Source organism: Acinetobacter tibetensis (genome assembly GCF_023824315.1).
Lineage (GTDB): Bacteria > Pseudomonadota > Gammaproteobacteria > Pseudomonadales > Moraxellaceae > Acinetobacter > Acinetobacter tibetensis.
The window spans coordinates 3,127,645-3,153,084 of record NZ_CP098732.1 but is presented as its reverse complement, the minus strand read 5'-3'; the positions used below and the strand labels follow the sequence as shown (position 1 = coordinate 3,153,084).

The following is a 25,440-nucleotide window of genomic DNA, read 5'->3' as shown; positions in this document are numbered from 1 at the left end:
TTAAAAAAACCTCTAGTCCTAAGAACTAGAGGTTTTTTATTTGGAATTTAACCGTATTAAAGGCTTTGCTGCCGATACGATAGAGCTTCACTTAAATGTCCAGTTTGAATTTCAGCCGAATTTGCCAAGTCAGCAATGGTTCTGGCCACTCTTAAAACTCGATGATAAGCCCGCGCAGATAAATTTAAACGTTGTTGAGCCAATTCAAGCATTTTTTGGGTTTGCTCATTCAATCCTGCAAATTGTTCCAGTTGCTGTGGGTTCAAAGCATGATTTAAACAATTTTGTCGTTGAATTTGTTGCTCATAGGCTTGAGTCACACGATGACGCACTTGATCAGAATTTTCAGCAGGTGCATGTGCTTGTAATTCATGTACCGTAAGCGGTGGTACATCAATATGCAAATCTATGCGATCTAATAGAGGACCAGAAATTCGATTTTGATAACGTTTGATGGCCTCTGTGGAACATTGACAACGTTGATCTTGATTAAACGCGTAGCCACATGGACAAGGATTCATGGCAGCGATTAACTGAAAATTGGCAGGATAAGTCATTTGACGGGATGCCCGAGAAATCACAATTTCTTTGGATTCTAAAGGCTGTCTAAGTACTTCCAAGACTTTGCGATCAAATTCAGGAAGTTCATCTAAAAACAGAACGCCTAAATGCGCTAAAGTAATTTCTCCAGGTTTAGGTTGTGACCCTCCACCCACCAAGGCAATGGCCGAAGCGGTATGATGTGGCGCGCGAAAAGGGCGATGTCCAAAATGATGCTGCGAATTGGCAACAGAATAAATACTGGCTACTTCTAAATTTTCACTAGAACTGAGCGGTGGAAGAATACTGGGTAAACGCGATGCCAATAGTGTTTTACCTGTGCCTGGGGGGCCACGAAACAGTAAGGAATGACCACCTGCTGCTGCAATTTCTAAAGCCCGTCGCGGACGGAGTTGTCCTTTCACATCAGCCAGATCAAATTTATAGCGATGTAAAGGTGAGTCGACAGGCTTTTGCACAGGAGATAACGGCTTGTGTTGGCTTAAGTGTTCGCACACTTCTTTGAGATTTTTTGCTGCATACACATCAAAATGGGGCAGTTGTGCTGCCTCCAATGCATTTTGTTCGGGCAAAACCAATTGGTGTTGCGCTTGCTGACACGCGATGGCAATACTCAAAGTCCCTGTGGTTGGGCGCAATTGACCATCTAGTGCCAATTCCCCAATAAATTCAAGATGATCGATATTTTGTTCTGGAAGTTGTCCAGACGCAATTAAAATGCCCAAGGCAATCGGTAAATCTAGGCGTGAACCATCTTTGGGCAAATCTGCTGGTGCAAGATTAATCGTGAGACGTTTACTGGGAAACTGAAAACCACTATTAATAATAGCTGAACGGACTCGATCTTTACTTTCCCGAACAGCAGCTTCTGCTAATCCTACAATGGTAAGTGATGGTAATCCTTGACTTAAATGAACTTCGACTTCAATCAGTGGGGCATGCAGCCCCAATAGCCCTCGCGTATTTATTTTTGCAAAAGACATGTTGTTGTTCCATTTTGGTGCGTTATTTTTGATCGTTATTGGTTTTTTATTGCACTAATAGTGTGCTTATTTTTTGTTCTGAATTTTTTGTTCGAGTGCTTCGACTTGGAGAAGTAATTCGGTTAAACGTTGATTGGCATTGTGAAGCGCAGTTTTCTGACGCTCAATTTCGTCACGAGAAACTAAATCCATTTTAGTGACAGCCTCATTTAATAAGGCTCTTAAATTATGTTCCAAATCAGTTTTTGGTTGTTCTACTTGTTCTAGAATGGCTTGTAATAAAGTTTCAATCATTGTTTTATCCATATTGCTGGAGAAGAGCGGGAGCAGTTTAGCATTGCTTCGACAGAGACTATAGTGCTATCGCAATAATCCTTGACACGATCTGGAAAAAATAGCCGACTTTTGGCTAAAAATCTCGAATATTAAAGACCTAAGCTTCGATTAAAAGACAAAAATAAGGTATAAATAGAGTTGTGTATCAGATTTTTATTTCCCTCAACCTTAGAAATCTTGGCACGAAAATTGAACATAAAACCTTACTGGTGAAAAAAGCCGAAGGAAAAACAAACATGAAGCTAGTAACTGCAATTGTAAAACCCTTTAAATTAGATGATGTGCGTGAAGCATTGTCAGAAATTGGTGTTCAAGGGATCACTGTAACAGAAGTCAAAGGTTTTGGCCGTCAAAAAGGTCATACTGAGCTGTATCGTGGTGCTGAGTATGTCGTTGATTTTCTTCCAAAAGTTAAAATTGAAATCGCAATTAGTGACGAAATGGTTGATGCGGTGATTGAATCGGTCACTCGTGTTGCGAGCACTGGAAAAATTGGTGACGGAAAAATCTTTGTGACTAACTTAGAGCAAGTGATCCGTATTCGTACAGGTGAAACAGGTCCAGATGCTGTTTAATTTGGCATAAAGTTTGCAGAGTATCGAGTAACTCGCAAAATTAGGTTGGGGGACACGAATGAAAAAAATGCTACTCGCGCTGAGTTTATCAGGCGCACTTTTAGGTGGTTCTGTTGCTTGGGCTGAAGAAGTAACAGCATCTGCTCCATCAGAAGAAGTCACAACAACAGTGGAAATGACTGCAGCGACATCGCCAGATGTACAAGCAGTTGCGACACCTGCTCCAACTGAAGAAGCTGCAGCTCCTGCGGCTGAAGAACCAACCCTCGATACGGGTGATACAGCTTGGATTTTAGTTTCTACCGCATTGGTCTTGTTAATGACCATTCCTGGTTTGGCACTTTTCTACGGTGGTATGGTTCGTAAGAAAAACGTCTTAAGCACCATGGCACACAGTTTTGTTGCTGCTGCCGTTGTGAGCCTTGCATGGGTAATTGTGGGTTATACACTTGCATTTACTGAAGGAAATGCCTTTATTGGTGGTTTTGATAAAGTCATGCTGTCAGGGATTACCACCACAGCATTAACAGGCACAATTCCTGAAATTCTCTTTGTTATTTTCCAAATGACTTTTGCCATTATTACCGTTGCGATTATTAGCGGTTCGATTGCTGAACGGATGAAATTTGGGGCATTTGTGGCATTTATCGCGATCTGGGTGGTTGTGGTGTATGCGCCAATTACGCACTGGGTTTGGGGTGGCGGTTGGTTATTTAACGATGGCGCACTTGATTTTGCAGGCGGTACAGTCGTACATATTAACTCAGGTGTTGCCGGGCTAGTGGCTGCATACATGTTAGGTAAACGTATGGGGCTAGGTCGTGAATCTATGGCACCTCATAACCTGACATTAACGGTTCTTGGTGCAAGCCTTGTATGGGTCGGTTGGTTTGGTTTTAACGGCGGTTCAGCACTGGGTGCAAATGGTTCCGCAGGTTATGCACTGGTCACCACACAAGTTGCAGCAGCGGCAGCGGCAATTGCATGGTTAATTACTGAAAAAGTGGTACGCGGTAAAGCATCTGTACTGGGTGGTGCATCTGGTGCGGTAGCAGGTCTGGTCGTGATTACTCCTGCGGCTGGTTTTGTGACCGTTGGTGGTGCCTTGGCGATGGGTCTGATTGGCGGTGTGGTTTGTTTCTGGGGGATTACTGGTCTGAAACGTGCCCTTAAAGCAGATGACTCATTAGATGCTTTCGGTTTACACGGTGTTGGCGGTATTGTGGGGGCAATTCTCACAGCAGTCTTTGCCAGTGAATTCATCATGGGAGATAAAGCACCTGCAAATATGATGAGCCAATTGTGGGTTCAAATTGAAGGTGTACTTGCGACTATTGCTTACTCTGCAGTGTTAACTTTCGTGATCCTAAAAGTAATTGATGTGGTGATTGGTATTCGTGTAGAAGCTGATGATGAGCGCATGGGTCTCGACTTAAGTCAACATGGCGAACGCATTGAATAGTTTTCTCGCGATATAATCAATATATTGTGTAAAACAGCCCGAAAGGGCTGTTTTTTTTCCATATCTAGCGTAATGCTCTACAAAAACCATAATTTTTGCTACACTCAGAATTCAAAAATGTTTTGTTTAATTCGACCGTCATGCATTGTCCTTTTTGCAACGCCGCAGACAGTAAAGTCATCGACTCGCGCTTAGCCGCTGAAGGCTGTCAAATCAGACGTCGCCGTGAATGTATTAGTTGCGGTGAGCGTTTTACCACATTTGAAAGTTATGAAGTGGTCATGCCACGTGTGATTAAATCAGACGGTAAAAATGAACCTTTTGATGAAGCCAAGCTACGCCGCTCGTTAATGCATGCGTTACAAAAGCGTCCCGTCACACAAGAACAAATTGAAGCTGTGTTGAGCGATATTCAGTTGCATATTCGCCGTTTAGGAGAACGTGATGTGAAGTCACGCACTATCGGGGAAATTGTTATGCAAGCTTTATTTGCCTTGGATCATGTGGCTTATGTGCGTTTTGCTTCGGTTTATCAGGACTTTCAGGATGTGGAAGCTTTTCGTCGTCAAATTGAACAAATGCAACAACGTGAACATGAATGAGTGTGCCCATGTCTGAGTTAAACCAAGACCAAGTTTGGATGCAGCGCGCTATTCGCTTAGCACAACTGGGGCAATACTCCACCAAACCTAATCCGAATGTCGGTTGCGTGATTGTCAAAGATGGACAATTGGTCGGAGAGGGCTTTCATCCACGTGCGGGACAACCTCATGCGGAAGTGTTTGCCATTCGCCAAGCAGGTGACTTAACACATGGCGCAACTGCTTATGTCACTTTAGAACCTTGTGCACATTATGGCCGTACTCCACCTTGTGCCAAAGGCTTGGTTGACGCAGGAATTGCACAAGTTGTCGTTGCTTGTTCAGATCCTAATCCTTTAGTGGCAGGAAAAGGTATTCATATTCTTCAGGAAGCCGGTATTCAAGTTAGGACTGGGGTGTGTGAGGCTGAAGCTGCGACCTTGAATCGTGGCTTTCTCAAGGCGATGGCAACAGGTTTGCCTTATGTGCGCTTGAAAGTTGCCTCCAGTTTGGACGGTCGAACCGCAATGGCATCAGGTGAATCGAAATGGATTACTGGTGCAGAGGCTCGATTGGATGTTCAGCACTGGCGTGCCATTTCAGGGGCAGTGATTACAGGCATTGATACGATTTTGGCAGATGACTGTTTATTAAATGTGCGTCAATTGCCAGACGTTGAAGATATCAATACGGTAGTGCAGCCCAAACGCGTTATTTTAGATCGACAAGGTCGCTTACCTTTAGATACCCAGATTTTACAACAGCCCGATACAGTCATGGTAATGGGACCCTTCCGTCCTGAACTGGCGCAGTTGGGCGTGATACAGTTAGAAATTCAATCTTTAGAAAGTTTGTTAAGAACCTTAAAAGATTTTCAAATTTACGATGTGTTGGTCGAAGCGGGCGCAACCTTGTCCAGTGCTTTTCTCAAGCAGGCATTGGTTGATGAACTGATTAGTTATGTTGCACCCACCTTATTAGGTCAATCTGCACGTGCGATGTTTAATGCGGAATTTACGCATTTGGCAGAGCAACTTCGATTTAAGCTCATCGATGTTTCCCAAGTGGGAAATGATGTGCGCTTAAGGCTAACACCCATTCAAGAGTCTATATGAATCAAGAGTCTACGGTTTATCATAAACGACGTCACGCGGCACGGACCACAGACGAATACTTATTTCATCAATTGGTTCCTTATTTAGGAAACAAGCGTCGTTTATTACATCTGATTTTAGAGGCACTTGAGCAGACAGGAACCTTGAATGCCAAAGGTCGTTCGCCTATTTTTGCTGACTTTTTTGCAGGTAGTGGCGTGGTTTCCCGTTTGGCACGTCAGAATGGTTATCGTGTCATTGCCAATGACTGGGAACCTTATAGTCATGCCTTAAACCATGCCATTCTGGCCTGTACGGATGCGCCTGCATTTAAAGAGTTGGGCGGCTATCAAAAGGCGATTGATTATTTAAATCGGTTGCCAGAAGTGAAGGGTTGGGTGACACATAACCTGTGCCCACGCAATGATGAAATTTACGATCCCGCTCGTGACCGATTGTTCTTTAAACGTCGCAATGGTATGCGGATAGATGCGATTCGTCAGCAAATTGCCGCTTGGCAAGCGCAAGGCGCGATTGATGATGTAGAAATGAGTGCTTTGTTGGCGCCGTTGTTGTATTCAGCCAGTTTTGTCAGCAATACCAGTGGTGTCTTTAAAAGTTTTCATCATGGTTGGGGCGGTAAAACCCAAACCGCCTTGGAGCGTATTGAATCCTTGCTCTGGCTGACCCCAAGCCGTTTTTGTGAAATAGGCGATCCAAAACGTCCTGCCGCAGAAATGTGGTGTGTCGATGCACAGCATTTAGCCAATCAGATGAGTGGTTTTGAAGTGGATGTGGCGTATTTAGATCCGCCGTATAACCAACATGCTTATAGCAGTAACTATCATGTATTGAATGCGCTGACCTTATGGGATCAGGTGGATTTGCCTAGCCCAGACACCAAAGGCTTTAAGAGTGGAATTGACCGCGCGTGGCGTAAAGAGCGCCCAAGTCCTTACAATTCTTCTAAGTATGCCAAGGAAGCCTATGAAAAATTACTGTCGACCATCAATGCACGTTATATTCTGACCAGTTATTCAACCGATGGTAATATTGAAGCTGCCGATTTACTCAAAGCCAATCTTGAGCGTGGACGTGTCACGTTGTTAACCCAAGACGTACCGCGTTATCGGGTCAGTAAACAACGTCAGTCGGAGCGCGCACGTGTGTTGGAATTTATTGTGATTACCGACACCCATGCTAAATCTGGTCCGCCACTACGTCAGTTACTCGGTCAACTGTATCATTTCGCAGAATTGGGTGGAGTTGATACCTCAGGTGTAAGTACCCAGTTGGCATTGTGGTAAGTCCAAATTCAGGAAAGAGAAAAGATTATGTTTACAGGAATTATTGAAAGCCTTGGTCGAGTCGAAAGCTTGCAAAGTGTGGGCGGTGATGTACGTGTACGTATTCAAACGGATTTGGACATGTCAGATGTACATTTAGGTGATTCGATTGCCACCAATGGAATCTGCTTAACGGTAATTGAATGGGGCGATACGTGGTACGCCGCCGATGTTTCACGTGAAAGTTTGAATCGAACGACGTTGGGGCACTGGAAAGTTGGTCAACCAGTCAATGTAGAAAAAGCCATGTTGCCGACCACACGTTTTGGTGGGCATATTGTCAGTGGTCATGTGGATGCCGTGGGTGAGATTACCTTGGTGCGTGAAGATGCTCGTTCACTCTATTTTGAAGTCACTGCACCCGTAGAAATTGCCAAGTATTTGGCCGAGAAAGGGTCGGTGACGGTGGATGGCATTAGTCTGACCATCAACCATTTACGCGGCAATATCATCAGCCTGAACTTAATTCCACATACCGCAGAACGTACCAATATTGGGACGTGGAAAACAGGTTCGAAAGTGAATTTGGAAGTCGATGTCTTGGCGCGTTATATCGAACGTTTATTGTTGGGTGATAAAGCCGCAGAGACCCAAGCACAGTCAAAAATCAGTATGGATTTCTTGGCGGAAAATGGCTTTTTAAAATAAAAAGTATATATCGGATGCGAAAACAGCCTAAACTACAGGGCTGTTTTCGTTTCTATTCGAGTGAAATAAAGCACGTGATACTTAAATTGATTAGCGTAGATTTATGTAATGCTTGATTTTTTTCTAAATCTAGAACAAATGTTGCCGCTTCTATTGTCGCAGTATGGCGTCTGGATTTACGCCATTTTGTTTCTGATTATTTTTGCAGAAACGGGCTTTGTTTTTATGTTTTTTCTGCCTGGCGATAGTTTATTGATTGCTATAGGTGCTTTGTGCTCATCCTCTGCCATTATTCAGCTGCATAGCATAGGAACATTACTTATAATTGCCGCGATATTGGGTTATGCCGTAAATTATTATACGGGTAAAAAATTAGGCTTTAAGTATTTACACCGTCATTCACGTTGGATAAAGCCCGAGTATCTAAGTAAAACCAACCATTACTTTGTCAAACATGGTGGTAAGACCATTATTCTGGCGCGGTTTATTCCCTTTGTACGTTCATTTGCTCCTTTTGCTGCAGGTGCAGGCGAGATGAAACTTTCCCGTTTTATGTGGTACAACACCATTGGAAGTGTAATCTGGATTGGCGTTTTACTCAGTATTGGTTATGGCGCGGGCAATATCTTTTTTGCCACCCTTGCGTTTATGGAGTGACCTGTTCAAACAAGTCACTCAACTTTACGGGACGAATATTTAAAGGTTAATGCTTAATAATGGTCACGACAGGTTCATCATGCCAAGTTGCACTGAATCCTTGTGGGGAGAGGCTAAAAAGTCCTTTTTCCGACTCGCGCGAGAGAAACACCGAAAGTGATTGAAAATCGGTGCGGCTAATCAGTAGTTTTTGAGCAGAAACAATCCATTGTTCGCCTGAATCGAGAGCAGCAATGCGGTGAGAAACGTGGTTCAGTAGGTCCATTTTTTCTTCCTAATTTATTGATATGTCAATTTTTGGCGTCAACACTTCAAAGTTTTGTTTTAAAGTGATGACCATATTGTGACATTTATGTGTCATTTTCATGACACACATCAAATTGAAGTAGAAAAATTAAACGGTTGGTTTTACATCAGAAAAATTAGAATTATGTAATATGTATTCAATTTCTTCTTGCGCTGCGGCACGTAATTTATTGCGGAATTTACTCACGGCTTGTTCAATGTGCGCTTCAGCTTCAAGTTCTAAACGTAAACGCACAGTTTCTAATTCAGACAAAATCTGTTGATCTGAAACATGCACCATGCCTGGGGCAAAGTCCAGATTTTGGTGACTATCATTGACGTGATAGCGTTCGGTATAGCGCAGCGTTTCTTGTTCAATATGCTGGCGCAAGTGGTCTAAGGTTTGGGTTTGCTCAGCAAATTGACGTTTTTCATCCGCAAAGAGTTGTTGCGCATAGTGTTCAGTTGCAGCCCGCTTATTGGCTAAGGATTGTTCTAAAGCCAATTGACGACGAACTCGCGCTTCTTCAATTAGGCGTGCTTTGAGATCGGCATAGGCTTGTTCAATGGTTTGCTGTGCTTGCTGTTGGGCTTTCTGATCTGCTGCGAGCCAGAGCTGGGTTTGTGTCTCGGGCTGTAATAAATGACAAATATGATTCAGATCATCCATAAATGTCTGACGTACAGCTTCAGGCGCTTCTAACCAGCGCTGTTTAAAATCTGGACCGACATTTAATGCCACCATATTTCTCCCTAAGGTTGAACAGTTAAAGCTTGAAAGTTTGAGGTTCAATGCCTAAACGTCGATATTGTTTAAATTTTTCACGACCGAGCTGTTTAGCAGAATCATTATTTTCAATAATTTCTATAATTTGGCTAAATTCATGAAATTGATCAAGTGCCTGATTGTTAAAATTAAACACAATCCAATCATTTTCTGTGGGTAAGTGTGCCGAGATGCAGATACTGGCATGCTCTTGGTCAATGCCATGTCCAATAAAGCTGGCTGCATCGAAACTCCATAAGCGTTCATCCAATTGTTGCTGCAATGCGGCATCGGGACAATACAGCCAAATCCGTTTGGGTTGACGCAGAATTTTACGACACAAACGGCAAGTACTTTCGACTTGCCGTTCTGGACTTTTTTCAAACAGATAAAAGCGAACTTTAGCCATTCGTGTTAACGCGGTTAGCTAAGAATTGCATTAACAACGGCACTGGACGTCCAGTTGCACCTTTGTTGCTGCCCGAAAGCCATGCTGTGCCTGCAATATCCAAATGTGCCCAACGATATTCACGGGTAAAACGTTGCAAGAAGCATGCAGCGGTCACTGCACCTGCTTTTGGACCACCAATGTTACCAATGTCGGCAAATGGTGAGTCGAGCTGCTCTTGATAATCATCAATCACAGGCATACGCCATACGCGGTCAAAGGCGGTTTGACCTGCGGCATTTAATTCAGCAGCGAGTTCATCATCTGGGGTAAACATGCCCGTTAAGACTGAACCTAAAGCCACCACACATGCACCTGTTAAGGTCGCAATATCAATCACCAATTCAGGGTTGAAGCGTTTGATATAGGTTAAGGTATCACAGAGCACCAAACGACCTTCGGCATCGGTATTTAAGATTTCAACCGTTTGACCACTCATACTGGTGACAATATCTCCAGGGCGGGTGGCATGACCAGACGGCATATTTTCTGCGGCGGCAATTGCACCCACCACATGAATCGGCAGTTTCGCTTCACATAAAGCACGCAAGGTACCGAGCACCGAAGCCGCTCCGCACATGTCGAATTTCATTTCGTCCATGCCTAGACCGGGTTTGAGTGAAATACCACCTGTGTCGAAAGTCACACCTTTACCGACCAAAACAATCGGTGCTTGATCTGGTTGACCTTTGTATTCCAGAGTAATAATACGACCCGGACGGTCTGAACCACGGCTGACCGCTAAAAAGGCAAACATGCCAAGATCGGCCATTTCCTGTTCATTGATCACGGTAACTTTGAGTTGCTCTGGGTATTGCTGTGCCAAAGCCAAAGCTTGATCGGCTAAATATTCAGGGAAACAGATATTGCCCGGACGGTTACCCAAGTCACGTGCATAATCCTGACCTGATTGAATGGCTTGAATCAGGCTTAACTGTGAATGATTTAAAGGACTTTGCGCAGCAATAAGTCCAATTTCATTGAGTAAAAATTCATTCTTTTTCGATTTAAATTCATCATAGCCATAAGTTGCTTGAGTGAGGCTTAAGGCAAATAAATAATGCAAGGCTTCAGGCAAAGCATTCAGATCAACTTGAATCTGCTGATATTTTTTTTGTGAAGATTTGATAATGCTTTGTGCAATTTTTGCTAATTTTGCAGGCTGCAAATCTTCAACTTTGTCGAGTCCAATCAAAACAGTATGGGCAAATCCAGGAATCTTTGCCAAGAGTGGTAAAGTTTCGTTGAATCCAGCTTTAAATTGCGTGGCTTGTGCAATCTGTTCTAAGTCATTGATTTGATATGTTGATGCGATCTGAGCAAGCTGAGCATTGTCGGCTAAAATGAATAAAGCCTGATCGGTAGCGGGAGCGGGTAGAGCGGTATTCAAGCTGAGTTTCATAGGGGGTCTTCACGCCTTTGAGGGTTTTAAGTCATTCAGCCATTGAAACATTTTTATGGTTCGAGTTTCAATGCAGAAGCAGGGGAATAGGTTTTATATTTTTAACATTCGGGTAAACTAACGGTAGTTTTTACTCTTTTTGAAATTGGAAGAATCAATTTGATTATTCGGCGTTATTTAGTCAAGCAAGTGGTGTCTAATTCATTGGTTGTGATTGGCTTATTGACCTTAATCATGATGGGCGGCCGATTAATCAAGTATTTCGGTGTCGCTGCTCAAGGTCGTTTAGATGCGAGTATTTTATTCAGCATCATCGGTTATCGTTTACCTGAGTTTTTAACGCTGATTTTTCCTTTGGGTTTTTTTATTGGTCTGATGCTGGTGTTTGGTCGTTTATATGTCGATCATGAAATGGCTGTCCTGAACGGAAGTGGCGTCAGCCGACATCAATTGGCACGAATGCTGATTCCATTGACCTTGGTATTTATGCTGTTACAGGGTGTGTTAATGCTCTGGATGTCACCTTGGGGCCTACGTCAGTTTGAACAACTGACCACCAGTCAGGCAGTACGTACGGGTTTCGATTTGGTTCGCCCTAAAGAGTTTATTTCTTCGGGTCGATATACCATCTATGCCGGCGATTTATCAGAAGATCGGCGAAATCTGAAAGATATTTTCTTTTATCAACGTGCAGAAAAAGAAGGTAAGCCAGACGTCATGATTCTGGCAAAAGAAGCAACACGCGTTGAAGTGGCCAATGACAGCGCCAATGTGGTCGATTTGATCCAAGGTCGTCGTTATGAAATCTATTCAGGTCAACCGAAATATACCCAAGCCGAATTTCAAAGTTATCGCTTGCGTTTAGAAAATGATAAAGAAGCTAAATTCGAAAGTGCTGAAGTCGAGGCATTAACCACGAGTAAGTTATGGCAAAACCGTAATGACCCAACTGTTGCCAGCGAGTTGGGTTGGCGGATGTTTGTTCCACTGGTCATGATTGTGGCATTAGCATTGGCTGTGGCTTTGTCTGAAGTGAGCCCACGTCAGGGACGTTATTTAAAACTGTTTCCTGCACTGTTGATTTTTGCCAGCCTAATTGTCGCGATGATGGCGATAAAAACCCGTGTCAGCAAACAGGAAATTGGAATTTGGGCCTATCCGTTGGTGCTCTTTGTCTATGCAATGGCAGCCGCGATTTTCTCGCGTAAGCAAAAACTAGCTCCAAAAATTAAGAAGCAGATTCAGCGAGTGAGGTCTTAAAATGTTTGCACGTCGTATTGTCGCGAAACATGTGACTAAGACCACAGCCTATGCCATGTTGGGGGCGACAGCGGTCTTGTCGGTATTACAAATTCTATTTACCTATTTGGGTGAATTAAGTGAGCTGAATGACACCTATACCGCTTGGCAGGCCCTGATTTATGTCTTATGGGGTGCACCACGCTATCTGTATGAGATTTTACCGATTGCTGCTTTAATTGGGGCGGTATTGGGCTTAGGCACCATGGCATCTAACAGTGAATTGATTGTGATGCGTTCCATCGGGATTAGTTTGTGGCGTATTGTGGGCTGGGTGATCCGTTCAGCTTTAATTCTGGTGATTTTATCCTTCGTATTAAGCGAATGGGTCATCCCCTATACCAATGAACAGGCCAAGAGTGTGAAAAGTCACCGTAGCGTTGCGGCGTTAGGTGAGGTGAAAGGCTATTGGACGCGTGAAGGGCAGCGCTTTATTTATATTGATTATGCCAACTCAAAAGGTCAATTGCGTAATATTCAAGTGGTCGATTTTGATCAAGAATACCGTTTAAATAGTGTATTAGATGCTGAACAAGGACAATTTGTTCAAGATGGTCGTTGGAATTTAAAAGACACTGAACAGGTAGAAATTCAGGATGCAGGCAATGCGGTCAAACGCGATGCAGTACAACAACCCTTGGCTTTGGCATTACAACCGAAATATGTCCATATGGTCACTATTGATCCTGAAGATTTATCGCCGAGTCAATTGGTCAGCTTTATGAGTTATATGCATGAATATAGCCAAGTGCCTAAAACCTACCAATTGGCATTCTGGCAAAAAGTGGGTTCGCCATTTGCTTTAATCGCGCTGGTCTTGATTGCCTGTTCTTTTATTTTTGGACCATTACGTCAACAATCGATGGGCTTTCGTTTGGTGATTGCTTTATTTATTGGACTTGGTTTCTTTTATTTACAGGATTTTCTGGGTTATGCCAGTTTGGTGTATAGCCCGTCACCCGCTTGGTTTGTATTCGTACCAATTGTCTTTATGTTTGTGGTGGGTGGCTATTTATTGCGCCGTGCACGCTAAGAATTTGTACAGATCGGAGAAAACAATCTGTACAAGTGAGTTTAACCCTGTCGCATACATGGAGTCTTGAACGAAAATTCGGTAAGATATAGCGACCAATTTATAGACAAGAGTGTAAATCATGACGGATGCAACTGCCAGCAAAGTCCCCCACGTATTGGTAATTATGGATGGTATTGGACACCGTGAAGCGGTTAAAGATAATGCCTTCCTTGCAGCACAACGACCAAACTTGACTGCTATGCAACAAAAGCATCCGCATGGATTAATCTCTGGTTCTGGTGAAGATGTTGGCTTGCCAGATGGACAAATGGGTAACTCAGAAGTCGGTCATATGAATTTGGGTGCAGGCCGTGTGCTGTATCAAGATTTTACCCGAATTACCAAAGACATCCGTACAGGTGCTTTTTTTGAACAGCAAGTATTGATCGATGCAGTTGAAAAAGCCAAAGCCGCTCAAGGTGCAGTCCACATTATGGGCTTACTCTCTGAAGGTGGTGTACATTCACACCAAGACCATATTGTGGCAATGGCAGAGCTAGCACTCAAACGTGGCGTTCAAGTATATTTACATGCCTTCTTGGATGGCCGTGATACTCCACCTAAAAGCGCGCAGCCTTCATTAGAAAAACTCGATGCTTTATTTGCGCAATATCCAAATCAAGGGCGTATTGCCACTATGATTGGTCGTTACTATGCCATGGATCGTGATAACCGTTGGGATCGCGTTGAACAAGCCTATCGTTTATTGACAGAAGGTGAGGGGGTTCGTACGGCTGCAACGGCAGTGGAAGGCTTGGAGCAAGCATACGCAGCCGATGAATCTGATGAATTTGTCAAAGCGACACGCATTGGTGATGTGGCTAAAGTTCAAGACGGTGACAGCATTGTCTTTATGAACTTCCGTGCTGACCGTGCGCGTGAAATTACCAAAGCCTTTGTAGAGCAAGATTTTGCTGGCTTCGAACGTAAAGTAGTGCCGAATTTGTCGATGTTCGTGATGTTAACGCGTTATCAAGCGACCATTGATGCCCCTGTGGCTTATATGCCTGAAGCATTGCATAATTCATTGGGTGAATACCTTTCTAATTTAGGTAAAACACAGTTGCGTATTGCTGAAACGGAGAAATATGCGCACGTAACGTTCTTCTTTAGCGGTGGTCGTGAAGACGAATATCCTGGTGAAAAACGTATTTTAATCCCATCACCAAATGTTGCGACTTATGATTTAAAACCAGAAATGAGTGCTTATGAAGTGACTGATGAATTGGTCGCGGCGATTAATTCAGGTGAATATGATCTGTTGGTGGTGAACTATGCCAATGGTGACATGGTGGGGCATACTGGTGTATTCCAAGCAGCAGTGAAAGCTGTAGAAGCGGTGGATACCTGTTTGGGGCGTGTGTACGATGCTGTGATGGCAAACAAAGGCCATATGCTGATTACTGCCGATCATGGTAATGTGGAGCAAATGCAGGACTATGTGAGCGGGCAAGTGCATACTCAACATACAACAGAATTGGTCCCATTTATTTATGTGGGTCCAACCCAAGCCACTATTGCGGAAGGTGGTGTGTTAGCGGATGTTGCACCAACCTTGTTAAATTTGATGCAATTGCCTGTTCCAGCAGAAATGCAAGGTCGTAATCTTATTACCCTACAAGCCTAAGTCGGCTTTTCACAGGTGAATCAATGACACAACACTTGAAATTTGTTATTCCCTTAACAGCGTTATTCATGTGTTGTGGACCTGCAATTGGGGCAGTGAATGAGACTGACACTGCTCCAGATTTTGATGAAGTCGAACAAAGTTATCCTGAAGTCCCTGTTGAATCGATTCAGCAGTTTGTGCAGATTTATGGCATTGTCAAAGACAATTACGTCGATAATAAAAACGATGAACAACTTTTCCAACAAGCCATTCAGGGTTTGGTGAGTGGTTTAGACCGTTATTCTCGTTATTTATCGCCCGAAGATTATAAGCAGTTGGTGCAATATACCGATGGTGACTTGGCTTCGGTCGATTTTAGTTTAAGTTATGACAATCAGCGTCAATGGACCATTCAAGGACTCAAGCCGGAAGCCGATGCCTATAAGCAAGGCTTACGTAATGGCGTTTCTGTTTTCAAAATTGATGATCAAGAATTAAGAAAGCTGAACCGTGAACAGGTCAATGCTTTGTTGTATGGTGCAATTGGCTCGCCTTTAAGTGTGCAATTGGGGCAGAACACCAAGCCCATCAGTTTGGTTCGGACCAAGAAAATTGAAACAGACATTGAGGCACAACTGCTACATAATCAAGTGCTGTTGCTTAAAGTTCGCGTGTTTCAACAAGATACAGCCAATGAAATTAAGCGTTTAATTGAAGAAAACAACCCATCCCGTCTTAAGGCGGTGCTGATTGATTTACGAAATAATCCCGGTGGTTTATTGTCTGCAGCGGTGGAAACGGCGGATTTATTTTTAAATCAGGGCATTATTGTCACCACCAAAAGTCGCTCAGAAGGTAATCAGCAATTTCAAGCTTTACCTAGCTCGGAATTTCAGAATCTGAAAGTTGGTGTATTAATTAATGCTCGATCTGCATCTGCAGCAGAAGTTTTTACGGCCGCGATGAAAGAGCATCGTCGTGCTTGGGTGATTGGGGAAAAAAGTTATGGTAAAGGTGTGGTCCAGAAACTGTTTCCATTGTCGAATGGTACTGCGCTACAAATGACGGTCTCTCATTATTACACCCCATCAGGGAAGATGATTGAAGGCATTGGCATTCAACCCGATCAGCAATATCCCTTGCAACATGATATGAAGGAAGAGACCTATCTAGAGCATGCTGCAGAGATCATTGCTAATCGCCGTTAATTATTCATCAGTATCCAGTCCAAACTTTTTCAGGCGATAACGCAAAGAACGGAAGGACATCCCCAGTTTTTTGGCAGCCAAAGTACGATTCCAATGCGTAATATTCAATGCATTGAGCAGAATCTCTTTTTCAATATTTTCTAGATACAGTTCTAATCCTTCATCAGGCAATTTTCGAGGCACTAGAGTTAATTCTGAAGGCGTTGTCAGCATTTGCTCGATCGACGATACTGGTACGTGGATGCTGCGACGTAAGGGTGCACTTTGTAAATGCTGAATATCAATATAGTCTTCATCACTTAACGTAATGGCACGCTCGATGATATTGCGCAGTTCACGGACATTCCCTGGATAGTATTGTGCCAATAAAAAATCTTTCGCACGTGTCGTTAATGCTTTGACTTCAATTTCCCATTCACGACAGACTTTGTGAATAAAATGTTGCGCAAGAATTAAAATATCCTGACCGCGTTCGCGGAGTGGGGGCAAAACCAGATCCATCACATGAATACGGAAAAATAGGTCTTGTCGGAATTTACCTTGCTGAACCAGTGATTCTAAGTCTTGGTGGCTGGCACTGATCACACGGAAATCGACATCAATTTCAGTATCTGAGCCAATTGGACGAATGGTTTTTTCCTGCACTGCACGGAGCAATTTGACTTGCATATTCAAAGGCAGTTCAGCAATTTCATCTAAAAATAAACTACCGCCATGTGCAGATTGAATCAAACCTTGTTTATCTTGAGTTGCGCCAGTAAAGCTGCCTTTTTTGTGTCCAAACAACTCACTTTCGAGCAGGTCTGAAGGAATAGCGCCACAGTTAATGGCAATAAAAGGGCCTTCGTTGCGATTACTGAGGCGATGAACCAAGTTCGCCACAACTTCTTTGCCTGTACCAGATTCACCTGTAATAAACACGGGAGCTTGTGAGCGAGCGATCTTCTTTAAGGTGACACGGAGTTGTTGGATGGGTACAGACTGACCAATCAGCATGCGTTGTTCAAGTGCATCTTCGCTAGAAGCCTGTTGCTGCACAGGATTGTTCAGAGCCTTTTGTAACAACTGTTCCAGATGGGTTTGTTTAATCGGTTTACTGACAAAGTCAAAAGCACCCGCTTTGAGTGCGGCAATCGCAATGTCCATATTGCCATAGGCCGTCAGCACTGCGACAGGCAACTGAGGATACCGTTGAGAAATTTCCTCAACCAATTCCAAGCCACTCCCGTCAGGGAGATTTAAATCCGTAAAACAAACATCATAGTGATGTTCAGACAACATTTTTTTGGCCTGTGTTAAACGATAAGCCACATGCGTCTCGATTCCCATACGGCTCAGCATCATTTGCATCAGCGTACATAGGTCTTCTTCGTCATCTACAAATAAAACGAGTGGTTGTTGCGCCACTATAACACCCCAGTAAAAATTGAATTATTAAGTTAGCTGTCGGCATTGAATGCGAAAGCAAGCTCCCTGTTGTTGTTCTACATAGCTTAAGAGGGCTTGATTGGCCTCGCAAAAGCTATGTGATAGATATAATCCTAAACCTGTTCCTGTAATCGCGGTACTAAAGAACGGTTGAAACAGGTGGGCTTGATCGTGAATCGCCACGCCTTCCCCAAAATCACACACATCAATGTGAATGTTTTTATCCTGCGTATAGCAGTGGAGTTCTATTGTACTGCGTTCAGGTGAATTATGTCGGATTGCATTGCGAATTAAATTAATTAATACCTGTCTAAATTGTGCTTCATCAAAGTTTAAACTGAGCTGTGGGGCAATATGACATAAAATTTTAGTCTTAAGATCGGGCAGGTCTTCTTGAATAAAAATCGGGATAAAATGATCTAATTGTATGCTAATCGGTTGAGTGCCTTGATTACGGACCATACTTAAAGTGTCTTGCACAATTTTGTCAATCCGCTTGGTTTGCTTGCTAATCATTTGGCTCAGCGTTTGCTGTTGATCAACCGTACTGTGCGGTAGTAATTCATTGGCTTGAACAATGGCTGCTAAGGGGTTACGAATTTCATGCGCAATACTGGCAGAGAGCTGCCCCAGCGCAGCCAATTTTAATTGTTGTACCTGTTGATTCATTTTTTGCCCATCTTGAATGACCAAAAGCGTCAGTACCTGTTGAGGGACAATCAGTTTTTGCACTTCAATATGCAAATGATAGCGACTGAGCTGAGATTCAAACTGAAATTTTTCCCCGTTTTGCACCTGATCAAAGTCCAGTAACTCAAATAAATCAGGTTGTAGTTTATACAGCGGATATTTATCAAAGGCGTAAAATGGCGCAATGCCCAGTAAAGCACAGGCAGCAGGGTTACTTAAAAGAATATGGCAGTTTTCATCTAAGACCAAATAGCCAGTTTCAATTTGTTCCAAGATATAGCGATTAATGTTTTGCAGACGTTTCAGTTCTTGTGATTGGGAAAAATTGACATGATCGAGCAGTTGGAAGCGACGAACTGCAATTTGTCCACAGATATAAAAGACAAAAAATAAAACCGCCAAGATCACACTATTCCCCAGATTCTGGAATGAATGTTGGGTCAGAAAGCTGATCAAGAATTGTTGATAGATCACAGCAATCACCGCAATTAGCGTAATAATTAAGGCTTTTTGCGTATTGAGGAGTAACGAAGCTGCAAAAATGGTGGTTAAGAACAGGATACTGATACTTAAATTCGGACCATTGGTGGCGATGGTGAGTAGGCTTAAGGCAACAACATCGACAATGAAAATGAATGTAAACTGCTGAGGAATATGCTGTTTAAAATGCTTCAGATTAAAAAATTGTACGCAGTTAATGAAAAAATAGCCCCAGAGCACATAAAAATAAAGTTGGGGAAACTCGTAGTTGGTTGAGAGTTCATCTTGGGTCAGAATAAAAATGAGGACCAGACAACTGGTGATCAATAAGCGGTAAGCGGCATACCACAGCCCAAAAAAGTATTGATTTAATTCGAAATATTGGGAATGTTGCATGCTGCAAACCGATTAGATGATGAAAGTTTTTGTTCTTTAAGGTTTGATTAGACCATAACGAATGGCTAGATGTGTCAGTTTGACATCGCTATCAATGTTTAATTTTTCAAAAATACGGTAGCGATAAGTATTGACTGTTTTTACGCTGACAAAGAGCTTATCCGCAATTTCTTGTGCGCTGATACAATTCACCACCATCATGGCAACTTGCATTTCGCGTTCAGACAGAGCGTCAAATGGTGATTGTTGCGTGTCGGATAAATAAGAGCTTGCGAGTTGCTCTGCAATATCGGCGCTGAAATATTTGCCACCTTGCATGACTTTATTAATGGCACGAACCATTTCACTGACAGGAGCACCTTTGGTGATATAGCCTTTGGCACCAGCTTTCAATAACAATGATGGGTAGGGTTCTTCGGCCAAACCACTCACAGCTAAAACTTTGGTTTCAGGTGCAGTTTGTAATAGGCGGCGAGTAGTTTCTACGCCACCAATACCTGGCATGTTCACATCCAGCAAAACCACATTAGGGTGATGTTGGCGAACGAGGTTAATTGCTTCTTCACCAGATTCCGCCTGACCGATGACTTGTACATCTGCATGATCTTCTAGCATACGGCAAATACCAGTACGGACTAATTCATGGTCATCCACCACTAAAACTGTAATCACCGATTTCTCCCTCTGGCTAAAAAAATTACATCATTTTTGTTACATAAAGCAAAATAAGCTTGCAATGAAACGACAAAATTAGCAATCCTATTCTTATTCCGAAATTAAAAGTTTTGCACAATAGCGTGAACGCAAAATTCCCGTTGCTGTGTAAATGTAAGGCATATTTGAGGTAATACGCAAATGTATCTTACCTCCCTGAGTTGAGTAAACGATTGTGAAAAATTCTAAGAAGTCATTCATGCATGTGTTGAGTATGTCTATTCTACTCAGCCTGAGTTCAACAAGCTTTGCTGAACTCGTCATTAATCCTTCCTCGGGGAGTGTTGGTCAGGCTTCAATGAACTGGTCTTCAGAGGAAGCGAGTCAATTATTAAATAGTGATGTTTCTTCACTCGTTGAGGAAGTGTCTCCGCAAGGATCAGCCAAAGTGACCACGACGGTTCGCAGCTCTAATGGGGTACCTTCCTATTCTGCACCGAAAACGGTTCATATTATTGATACCTCTGCGGGTTATAGCAGTCAACCTTCTGTAAGTGCCCGTGCAGCGCTGGTCATGGATGCACAAACAGGTGAGGTGCTCTATAGTAAAAATACCAATGCTGCATTACCGATTGCTTCAATTACTAAATTAATGACAGCAGTAGTCATTGCCGATGCACGTTTAGACATGTCTGAGGAAATTACCCTACAGTCGGTCGATTTTGCAGGGGCAGGCGGTAAAAATTCGAGTTCAACGCTACGTGCAGGGGATAGCATGAACCGTGCAGAAGCGTTGCTTTTTGCTTTAATGAAATCGGAAAATCCAGCGGCAGCAGCGTTAGCGCGAACGTATCCAGGAGGACGTAGTGCTTTCATTTCTGCAATGAATGCGAAGGCACGTGCATTGGGCATGAGCTCGACACATTATGTTGAATCTACAGGCTTAGATCCGCACAACGTTGCGTCAGCACGTGACTTGGGTATTTTAGTCAGCACCGCATCGCAATACGGTTTAATTCGTCAGTTTTCAACCACAGCCAGTTATGATTTTAATCTCGGTTATCGGATGTTAAAGTCTAATAATACCAATGCCTTAGTTCGTAATGGCGGTTGGAATATCAACTTGTCTAAAACAGGTTATATCAATGAAGCAGGGCGTTGTGTAGTCATGCATACTACCCTGAATTCACGTCCGGCAGTCGTGGTTATTCTAGGTGCGAGTACATCTCAAAGTCGAACTGAAGATGCGACCCGTTTAATGACGTGGGCAAGTCAGTTACCAAAACGAATTTAATTTCTATCTTAAAAAAACTCTTCTTGATGAAGAGTTTTTTTATGCCTATGGGCTGCGACACAGCTTGTCTTAAAGATGAGTTTTTGACTATTTTTTGTATGTGGAATGCGTATGATAGCGAAATAACAAGATAACGACTGGATCTGACTATGAATGCGATGCAACATGCTCGAATTTCAGCGAAACGTTGGGGTGGAGAGCCAGAAGATTATTATGAATTACATGCATTTATTGATAGTACCAAAAGTTTATGTAGTGACGCTCGGCATCGAATTTTACATACCTTGTGGGGAATAAATTCAGTTGTGATCCCGATATTTGGTCATAGTGTTCAGAACAGTGCGGGCAAATCGATTGACATAAAAGACTTATGTGAACGTGATCATTTATTGGTGGATTATCAGCAGCGTTTTATTCCTACTTTAAGTGACTTTGTTCATGCCATTGATACAAGCCGATTACCTCAAAATTTAGAACGGCATTTAGAACAATTACATCAAGTCTACGCCCAAAACCCAATTGCATCCCAATTAATGCTTTCACCTTTGGCACAAACAGGGAAGCTGCATTCTTTACTTTTTACACATAACAGTTGGTTTATTTACGATATTTTACCGCGAATAGGCGTATTACCGAATTTACAGAATATTGTCTATAGTCCAGATGATATCTTCCACGCGATGCAGTTTGAACTGTGGATGGATAATGGCATGGCAATTCCGCAAAGTGCGCAAGCATTACATCAAAGAAAACAACAAAGCTTCGTTTAAGCGTGGCTAAAAAATCAGGAGATGAATATGACCACCTACGTTATTCGTGCAAAATACTTCGGCTATAACGATGAAGTTTTTTATGTCGCAGGCAATCGGATTAGTAATGTTTTTCAAGATCAGGCTGAAGCCGAAGCGGCTTATCAGAGGCTGGAGGTTGAGGGTGCACGAGATTTTGCTTTGTACGAGGTAGAATCTTTATTTGATGCAGATGAAGCCACGTTAAAACAATTGGATGACTTTGTTTTTTCACGTTGTGGTGAGCATATTTACCAAGATGGGGAAGTTTCTCGGGATGTGCTGCCAAGTAGTCTGAGTGATGCGGATACTTTTAGCTTCGTACAAATGGCTGAAATGCAAAAATTTCAACTGGTTAGCTTTGAACATGAAGTTAAGTTCTATGGTTTGTGGTCGACCAAAAAACAGCAATGGCTTGAAGAGCATGACGAGTTTTTTGCAGGACTCATTTATGCTGAAAGCCCAGAATTACTCAAAGGCAAAATTGAATCTATCTTTGCGGATTACGATTATTCGGATATCCAATTAGCAGGTTCATTGGAGTCTTTATCGGAACAGCCTATTTTATTAACAGCGCTCATTCAGGCTGAGTACGGCTTAAGTTATGATGAAGATAAGCAAATTTTAAACATTGCCCTGTGGCAAAATGAGGCTTTATACGCAGTGAATGCTTTGCTCAAACAACCTTTATTTGAGATTAAGCAAATTGAGTTAGAAGAAATTCAGCGTCTGGAAAAAGAACTCGCAAAAATGCATAGTTATGATGAAGATTATGAATATGAAGAATAAAATCATTATCTAGCCACTAAAAAACCAGTTGCAAGCAACTGGTTTTTTAGTGCAAGTAGAAACTTACATATTTGAAAGAATCGAGTCTTTAACTTGAGACATCGTTGCATCAATAGACAACATTACGGCATCAGCACATTGTTTGATGGCGGTGTCTGGATCTTTTAAGCCATTGCCTGTTACGGTACACACGATCACAGAACCTTCAGCAATTTTACCCGCTTTAATATCACGGATTGCACCACCGATAGAGGCAGCAGAAGCCGGCTCTACAAAGACGCCTTCATACATAGAAAGCAAACGTTGTGCTTCTAAAATTTCAGCATCAGCAAGTTCATCAAACCAACCTTTAGAGTCACGGACCACAGCTTTGGCATGGTTCCAGCTTTGTGGGTTACCAATACGAATGGCGGTTGCAACCGTTTCAGGATGTTCAACTGGTGCACCACGTAAGAAAGGTGCAGCGCCATCAGCTTGATAGCCGACCATGATCGGTAAGCCTTCTGGTTTAGGACCTGTGAATTGATCTGTCGCAGCATCGTAAATGACTTGTTCAAACTGATCCGCAGGCTGGTTGGCAACCGCTTCGGTATAACCCATCCAGTGTGCAGTGATATTTCCTGCGTTACCTACAGGTAAGCAGTGATAGTCTGGTGCACGACCCAAAGCTTCTACGATTTCGTAAGCAATGGTTTTTTGACCTTGTAAACGGTATGGGTTAATCGAGTTAACAATGGTCACAGGTGCTTGATCAGCAACTTCTTTTACAAGACGCATACCATCGTCAAAGTTACCGCGAATTTGCATGGTGATCGCACCGTACATCATGGCTTGCGCCATTTTGCCCATGGCAATTTTGCCTTCAGGAATTAACACAAAGGCTTTGATGCCAGCACGTGCGGCATACGCTGCCGCAGCAGCAGAAGTATTGCCTGTAGATGCACAGATAATTGCTTTTGAACCGTCTTCAACCGCTTTGGTCACAGCCATAGTCATGCCGCGGTCTTTGAATGAGCCTGTCGGGTTCAAGCCTTCATACTTCACATAAATTTCAACATCTTTACCAATAATACGTGGAATGTTCTCCAGCTTAATAAGCGGAGTATTACCTTCGCCCAAAGAGATTCCACGAGTAGTAGCAGACACTGGTAAACGGTCACGATAACGGTCAACTAAACCAGTATAACGATTGGCATTCGACATGATGATGTTCCAATTATGGGTAGAGCTTGGTAAGGGGGAATTGCCCCCTCGACCCGATTAATTATCAAGCGATTCTAAACGAATTCGCACAATTTCGCCATGAATAACTGGCAAGGCTTGGATTTGCTGCAAGGCTTCATCCATCTTTGATTCAACCACTGGATCGGTCAAAATCACGATTGGAATCAGGTCTTTTAAGCGAGACTGTTGCATAATGGCATCAATACTAATGCCTGCACGACTTAAAATCGTGGTGACATCAGCAAGTACACCAGTTTGGTCTTCGGCATTTAAGCGAATGTAGTATCCAGTCGTCATTTCTTCACGACTTAAAATTGGCATGTCGGTTAATGCTTCGAAGGCCAATTGAGGAATTGTACCTGCACCATCTTCGGTATAAGAAATATCACGTACGATATCGATCACATCGGCAACGACCGCAGAAGCTGTAGGACCAGCGCCGGCACCTGCACCGTAATACAAGGTTGGGCCGACAGCATGTGCTTGTACCAAGACGGCATTTTTTACCCCATTGACATTGGCAAGGAGTTCTTCAGATGGAATGAGCGTTGGATGAACACGTAGTTCAATGCCTTTTTCTGCACGACGTGCAATACCCAAATGCTTGATTCGGAAACCAAGTTCTTCAGCATACTTCACATCTTGTGCTGTAATTTTGCTGATGCCTTCGGTATAGACTTTGTCAAACTGTAATGGAATACCAAATGCACAAGAGGCTAAAATTGTCAGTTTATGTGCAGCATCAATCCCTTCAACGTCAAAGGTTGGATCAGCTTCGGCATAGCCTAATTCTTGTGCTTCTTGTAGCACGTCTTCGAAGGCACGACCTTTATCGCGCATTTCAGTTAAGATGAAATTGCCTGTGCCGTTAATGATACCTGCTAACCAATCAATTTTATTGGCAGCTAGGCCTTCGCGCATCACTTTAATGATGGGAATGCCGCCTGCAACCGCAGCTTCATAGGCGATTTGTACAGCATTGTCTTCTGCCGCTTTAAACAATTCATTGCCATGTTCAGCCAGTAAAGCCTTGTTGGCAGTGACGACTTGTTTGCCATGCTTGATGGCTTCCATAATCACGTCATAGGCAGGATGAATACCACCCATCACCTCTACCACAACATCGACATCGGGTTGACGTACGATGGCCATCAGGTCTGCACTTTGTTTTACAGAGGCTGGAAGATCAAGGTCTGGACGCGGACGACGAGTACCTACGTGGGTAATTTCAATTCCTCGACCGGTGCGACGTTTAATCTCCGCAGCGTTTTCTTCTAGTAGTTTAAGGGCACCACCACCCACAGTACCAAGACCGAGGATTGCCAGACGAACTGGTTTCACGTCACACTCCATTTATTTCTT

Annotated in this window: 25 protein-coding genes; 14 read left to right on the top strand and 11 right to left on the bottom strand. The window is 43.0% G+C overall.

Annotation, left to right across the window (positions count from 1 at the left end; translation table 11 throughout):
• Nucleotides 1–56: 56 nt before the first annotated feature.
• Nucleotides 57–1,544 carry a YifB family Mg chelatase-like AAA ATPase gene (locus tag M5E07_RS15180; protein WP_252220492.1) on the bottom strand — a complete coding sequence of 496 codons (1,488 nt, stop codon included), beginning with the start codon at nt 1,542–1,544 and terminating at the stop codon, nt 57–59.
• A 66-nt stretch (nt 1,545–1,610) separates the two neighbouring features.
• Nucleotides 1,611–1,838 (bottom strand): accessory factor UbiK family protein, encoded by a 228-nt coding sequence (locus M5E07_RS15175; RefSeq protein WP_116762402.1) that lies wholly within the window; start codon nt 1,836–1,838, stop codon nt 1,611–1,613.
• A gap of 278 nt (nt 1,839–2,116) precedes the next feature.
• On the opposite strand from M5E07_RS15175, the gene glnK reads away from it, so the two are divergent.
• From glnK to M5E07_RS15140, 7 genes are all read left to right on the top strand, one after another.
• On the top strand, nt 2,117–2,455 hold the full coding sequence (glnK, locus tag M5E07_RS15170; protein WP_016168502.1) for a P-II family nitrogen regulator: 339 nt from the start codon (nt 2,117–2,119) through the stop codon (nt 2,453–2,455).
• Nucleotides 2,456–2,513: 58 nt separating this feature from the next.
• Entirely contained in the window at nt 2,514–3,917 is a 1,404-nt protein-coding gene (locus tag M5E07_RS15165; protein ID WP_252220490.1) for an ammonium transporter, read from the top strand.
• 140 nt (nt 3,918–4,057) lie between these two features.
• Nucleotides 4,058–4,519, top strand: coding sequence for a transcriptional regulator NrdR (gene nrdR, locus M5E07_RS15160; protein ID WP_116762406.1), 462 nt, complete (start codon nt 4,058–4,060; stop codon nt 4,517–4,519).
• An 8-nt stretch (nt 4,520–4,527) separates the two neighbouring features.
• On the top strand, nt 4,528–5,613 hold the full coding sequence (ribD, locus tag M5E07_RS15155; RefSeq protein ID WP_252220488.1) for a bifunctional diaminohydroxyphosphoribosylaminopyrimidine deaminase/5-amino-6-(5-phosphoribosylamino)uracil reductase RibD: 1,086 nt from the start codon (nt 4,528–4,530) through the stop codon (nt 5,611–5,613).
• Nucleotides 5,610–6,899 (top strand): DNA adenine methylase, encoded by a 1,290-nt coding sequence (locus M5E07_RS15150; RefSeq protein WP_252220486.1) that lies wholly within the window; start codon nt 5,610–5,612, stop codon nt 6,897–6,899. The genes ribD and M5E07_RS15150 overlap by 4 nt, the downstream gene beginning before the upstream one ends.
• A gap of 27 nt (nt 6,900–6,926) precedes the next feature.
• Complete coding sequence (locus M5E07_RS15145) at nt 6,927–7,586, top strand: riboflavin synthase (protein WP_252220484.1); 660 nt, start codon at nt 6,927–6,929, stop codon at nt 7,584–7,586.
• 108 nt (nt 7,587–7,694) lie between these two features.
• The gene (locus M5E07_RS15140; protein ID WP_252220482.1) at nt 7,695–8,243 is read left to right on the top strand and encodes a VTT domain-containing protein; all 549 of its coding nucleotides are present in this window, start codon (nt 7,695–7,697) and stop codon (nt 8,241–8,243) included.
• 46 nt (nt 8,244–8,289) lie between these two features.
• On the opposite strand, the gene M5E07_RS15135 is transcribed toward M5E07_RS15140, so the two are convergent.
• The 4 genes from M5E07_RS15135 to M5E07_RS15120 form a co-directional block, all read right to left on the bottom strand.
• Nucleotides 8,290–8,508: a hypothetical protein gene (locus M5E07_RS15135; protein ID WP_116762416.1), complete on the bottom strand. Its 219-nt coding sequence runs from the start codon at nt 8,506–8,508 to the stop codon at nt 8,290–8,292.
• Between the two features lie 129 nt (nt 8,509–8,637).
• Nucleotides 8,638–9,273 carry a cell division protein BlhA gene (gene blhA, locus M5E07_RS15130; protein ID WP_252220480.1) on the bottom strand — a complete coding sequence of 212 codons (636 nt, stop codon included), beginning with the start codon at nt 9,271–9,273 and terminating at the stop codon, nt 8,638–8,640.
• Between the two features lie 22 nt (nt 9,274–9,295).
• Nucleotides 9,296–9,703 (bottom strand): DNA polymerase III subunit chi, encoded by a 408-nt coding sequence (locus M5E07_RS15125; RefSeq protein ID WP_252220478.1) that lies wholly within the window; start codon nt 9,701–9,703, stop codon nt 9,296–9,298.
• Entirely contained in the window at nt 9,696–11,144 is a 1,449-nt protein-coding gene (locus M5E07_RS15120; RefSeq protein WP_252220476.1) for a leucyl aminopeptidase, read from the bottom strand. The genes M5E07_RS15125 and M5E07_RS15120 overlap by 8 nt, the downstream gene beginning before the upstream one ends.
• Nucleotides 11,145–11,303: 159 nt before the next feature.
• Between M5E07_RS15120 and lptF the strand changes: the two genes are divergently transcribed.
• The 4 genes from lptF (at nt 11,304) to M5E07_RS15100 (ending at nt 16,335) form a co-directional block, all read left to right on the top strand.
• Complete coding sequence (gene lptF, locus M5E07_RS15115; protein WP_116762422.1) at nt 11,304–12,404, top strand: LPS export ABC transporter permease LptF; 1,101 nt, start codon at nt 11,304–11,306, stop codon at nt 12,402–12,404.
• A 1-nt stretch (nt 12,405) separates the two neighbouring features.
• Nucleotides 12,406–13,476: an LPS export ABC transporter permease LptG gene (lptG, locus tag M5E07_RS15110; RefSeq protein ID WP_116762424.1), complete on the top strand. Its 1,071-nt coding sequence runs from the start codon at nt 12,406–12,408 to the stop codon at nt 13,474–13,476.
• A 121-nt stretch (nt 13,477–13,597) separates the two neighbouring features.
• Nucleotides 13,598–15,145 (top strand): 2,3-bisphosphoglycerate-independent phosphoglycerate mutase, encoded by a 1,548-nt coding sequence (gpmI, locus tag M5E07_RS15105; RefSeq protein WP_252220474.1) that lies wholly within the window; start codon nt 13,598–13,600, stop codon nt 15,143–15,145.
• A gap of 23 nt (nt 15,146–15,168) precedes the next feature.
• Complete coding sequence (locus M5E07_RS15100) at nt 15,169–16,335, top strand: S41 family peptidase (protein ID WP_116762428.1); 1,167 nt, start codon at nt 15,169–15,171, stop codon at nt 16,333–16,335.
• Here M5E07_RS15100 and M5E07_RS15095 read toward each other — a convergent pair whose 3' ends face one another.
• Genes M5E07_RS15095 through gacA form a run of 3 tightly spaced genes read right to left on the bottom strand, consistent with a single transcriptional unit; the run spans nt 16,336 to nt 20,001 of the window.
• Nucleotides 16,336–17,745 carry a sigma-54-dependent transcriptional regulator gene (locus tag M5E07_RS15095; RefSeq protein ID WP_165815717.1) on the bottom strand — a complete coding sequence of 470 codons (1,410 nt, stop codon included), beginning with the start codon at nt 17,743–17,745 and terminating at the stop codon, nt 16,336–16,338.
• A gap of 24 nt (nt 17,746–17,769) precedes the next feature.
• Complete coding sequence (locus M5E07_RS15090) at nt 17,770–19,329, bottom strand: sensor histidine kinase (protein WP_252220472.1); 1,560 nt, start codon at nt 19,327–19,329, stop codon at nt 17,770–17,772.
• 36 nt (nt 19,330–19,365) lie between these two features.
• Nucleotides 19,366–20,001, bottom strand: coding sequence for a response regulator transcription factor GacA (gene gacA, locus M5E07_RS15085; protein ID WP_016168485.1), 636 nt, complete (start codon nt 19,999–20,001; stop codon nt 19,366–19,368).
• 217 nt (nt 20,002–20,218) lie between these two features.
• On the opposite strand from gacA, the gene pbpG reads away from it, so the two are divergent.
• The 3 genes from pbpG (at nt 20,219) to M5E07_RS15070 (ending at nt 22,854) form a co-directional block, all read left to right on the top strand.
• Nucleotides 20,219–21,277, top strand: coding sequence for a D-alanyl-D-alanine endopeptidase PBP7/8 (pbpG, locus tag M5E07_RS15080; RefSeq protein WP_252220470.1), 1,059 nt, complete (start codon nt 20,219–20,221; stop codon nt 21,275–21,277).
• 149 nt (nt 21,278–21,426) lie between these two features.
• A complete protein-coding gene (locus tag M5E07_RS15075; protein ID WP_252220468.1) occupies nt 21,427–22,047 on the top strand; it encodes a DUF6915 family protein in 621 nt (206 codons plus the stop codon).
• 27 nt (nt 22,048–22,074) lie between these two features.
• Nucleotides 22,075–22,854, top strand: coding sequence for a hypothetical protein (locus tag M5E07_RS15070; RefSeq protein WP_252220466.1), 780 nt, complete (start codon nt 22,075–22,077; stop codon nt 22,852–22,854).
• 63 nt (nt 22,855–22,917) lie between these two features.
• On the opposite strand, the gene thrC is transcribed toward M5E07_RS15070, so the two are convergent.
• Entirely contained in the window at nt 22,918–24,057 is a 1,140-nt protein-coding gene (gene thrC, locus M5E07_RS15065; RefSeq protein WP_116762440.1) for a threonine synthase, read from the bottom strand.
• A 57-nt stretch (nt 24,058–24,114) separates the two neighbouring features.
• Nucleotides 24,115–25,419 (bottom strand): homoserine dehydrogenase, encoded by a 1,305-nt coding sequence (locus tag M5E07_RS15060; RefSeq protein WP_116762461.1) that lies wholly within the window; start codon nt 25,417–25,419, stop codon nt 24,115–24,117.
• Nucleotides 25,420–25,440: the final 21 nt, after the last annotated feature.

Coding starts and splice junctions, on each gene's coding strand:
- M5E07_RS15125 (WP_252220478.1), bottom strand. CDS start 9,703: ATGGCTAAAGTTCGCTTTTATCTGTTTGAAAAAAGTCCAGAACGGCAA.
- M5E07_RS15100 (WP_116762428.1), top strand. CDS start 15,169: ATGACACAACACTTGAAATTTGTTATTCCCTTAACAGCGTTATTCATG.
- M5E07_RS15090 (WP_252220472.1), bottom strand. CDS start 19,329: ATGCAACATTCCCAATATTTCGAATTAAATCAATACTTTTTTGGGCTG.
- nrdR (WP_116762406.1), top strand. CDS start 4,058: ATGCATTGTCCTTTTTGCAACGCCGCAGACAGTAAAGTCATCGACTCG.
- gpmI (WP_252220474.1), top strand. CDS start 13,598: ATGACGGATGCAACTGCCAGCAAAGTCCCCCACGTATTGGTAATTATG.
- M5E07_RS15075 (WP_252220468.1), top strand. CDS start 21,427: ATGAATGCGATGCAACATGCTCGAATTTCAGCGAAACGTTGGGGTGGA.
- lptG (WP_116762424.1), top strand. CDS start 12,406: ATGTTTGCACGTCGTATTGTCGCGAAACATGTGACTAAGACCACAGCC.
- M5E07_RS15150 (WP_252220486.1), top strand. CDS start 5,610: ATGAATCAAGAGTCTACGGTTTATCATAAACGACGTCACGCGGCACGG.
- M5E07_RS15165 (WP_252220490.1), top strand. CDS start 2,514: ATGAAAAAAATGCTACTCGCGCTGAGTTTATCAGGCGCACTTTTAGGT.
- M5E07_RS15070 (WP_252220466.1), top strand. CDS start 22,075: ATGACCACCTACGTTATTCGTGCAAAATACTTCGGCTATAACGATGAA.
- M5E07_RS15175 (WP_116762402.1), bottom strand. CDS start 1,838: ATGATTGAAACTTTATTACAAGCCATTCTAGAACAAGTAGAACAACCA.
- thrC (WP_116762440.1), bottom strand. CDS start 24,057: ATGTCGAATGCCAATCGTTATACTGGTTTAGTTGACCGTTATCGTGAC.
- M5E07_RS15120 (WP_252220476.1), bottom strand. CDS start 11,144: ATGAAACTCAGCTTGAATACCGCTCTACCCGCTCCCGCTACCGATCAG.
- ribD (WP_252220488.1), top strand. CDS start 4,528: ATGTCTGAGTTAAACCAAGACCAAGTTTGGATGCAGCGCGCTATTCGC.
- glnK (WP_016168502.1), top strand. CDS start 2,117: ATGAAGCTAGTAACTGCAATTGTAAAACCCTTTAAATTAGATGATGTG.
- blhA (WP_252220480.1), bottom strand. CDS start 9,273: ATGGTGGCATTAAATGTCGGTCCAGATTTTAAACAGCGCTGGTTAGAA.
- M5E07_RS15140 (WP_252220482.1), top strand. CDS start 7,695: ATGCTTGATTTTTTTCTAAATCTAGAACAAATGTTGCCGCTTCTATTG.
- M5E07_RS15180 (WP_252220492.1), bottom strand. CDS start 1,544: ATGTCTTTTGCAAAAATAAATACGCGAGGGCTATTGGGGCTGCATGCC.
- M5E07_RS15135 (WP_116762416.1), bottom strand. CDS start 8,508: ATGGACCTACTGAACCACGTTTCTCACCGCATTGCTGCTCTCGATTCA.
- M5E07_RS15145 (WP_252220484.1), top strand. CDS start 6,927: ATGTTTACAGGAATTATTGAAAGCCTTGGTCGAGTCGAAAGCTTGCAA.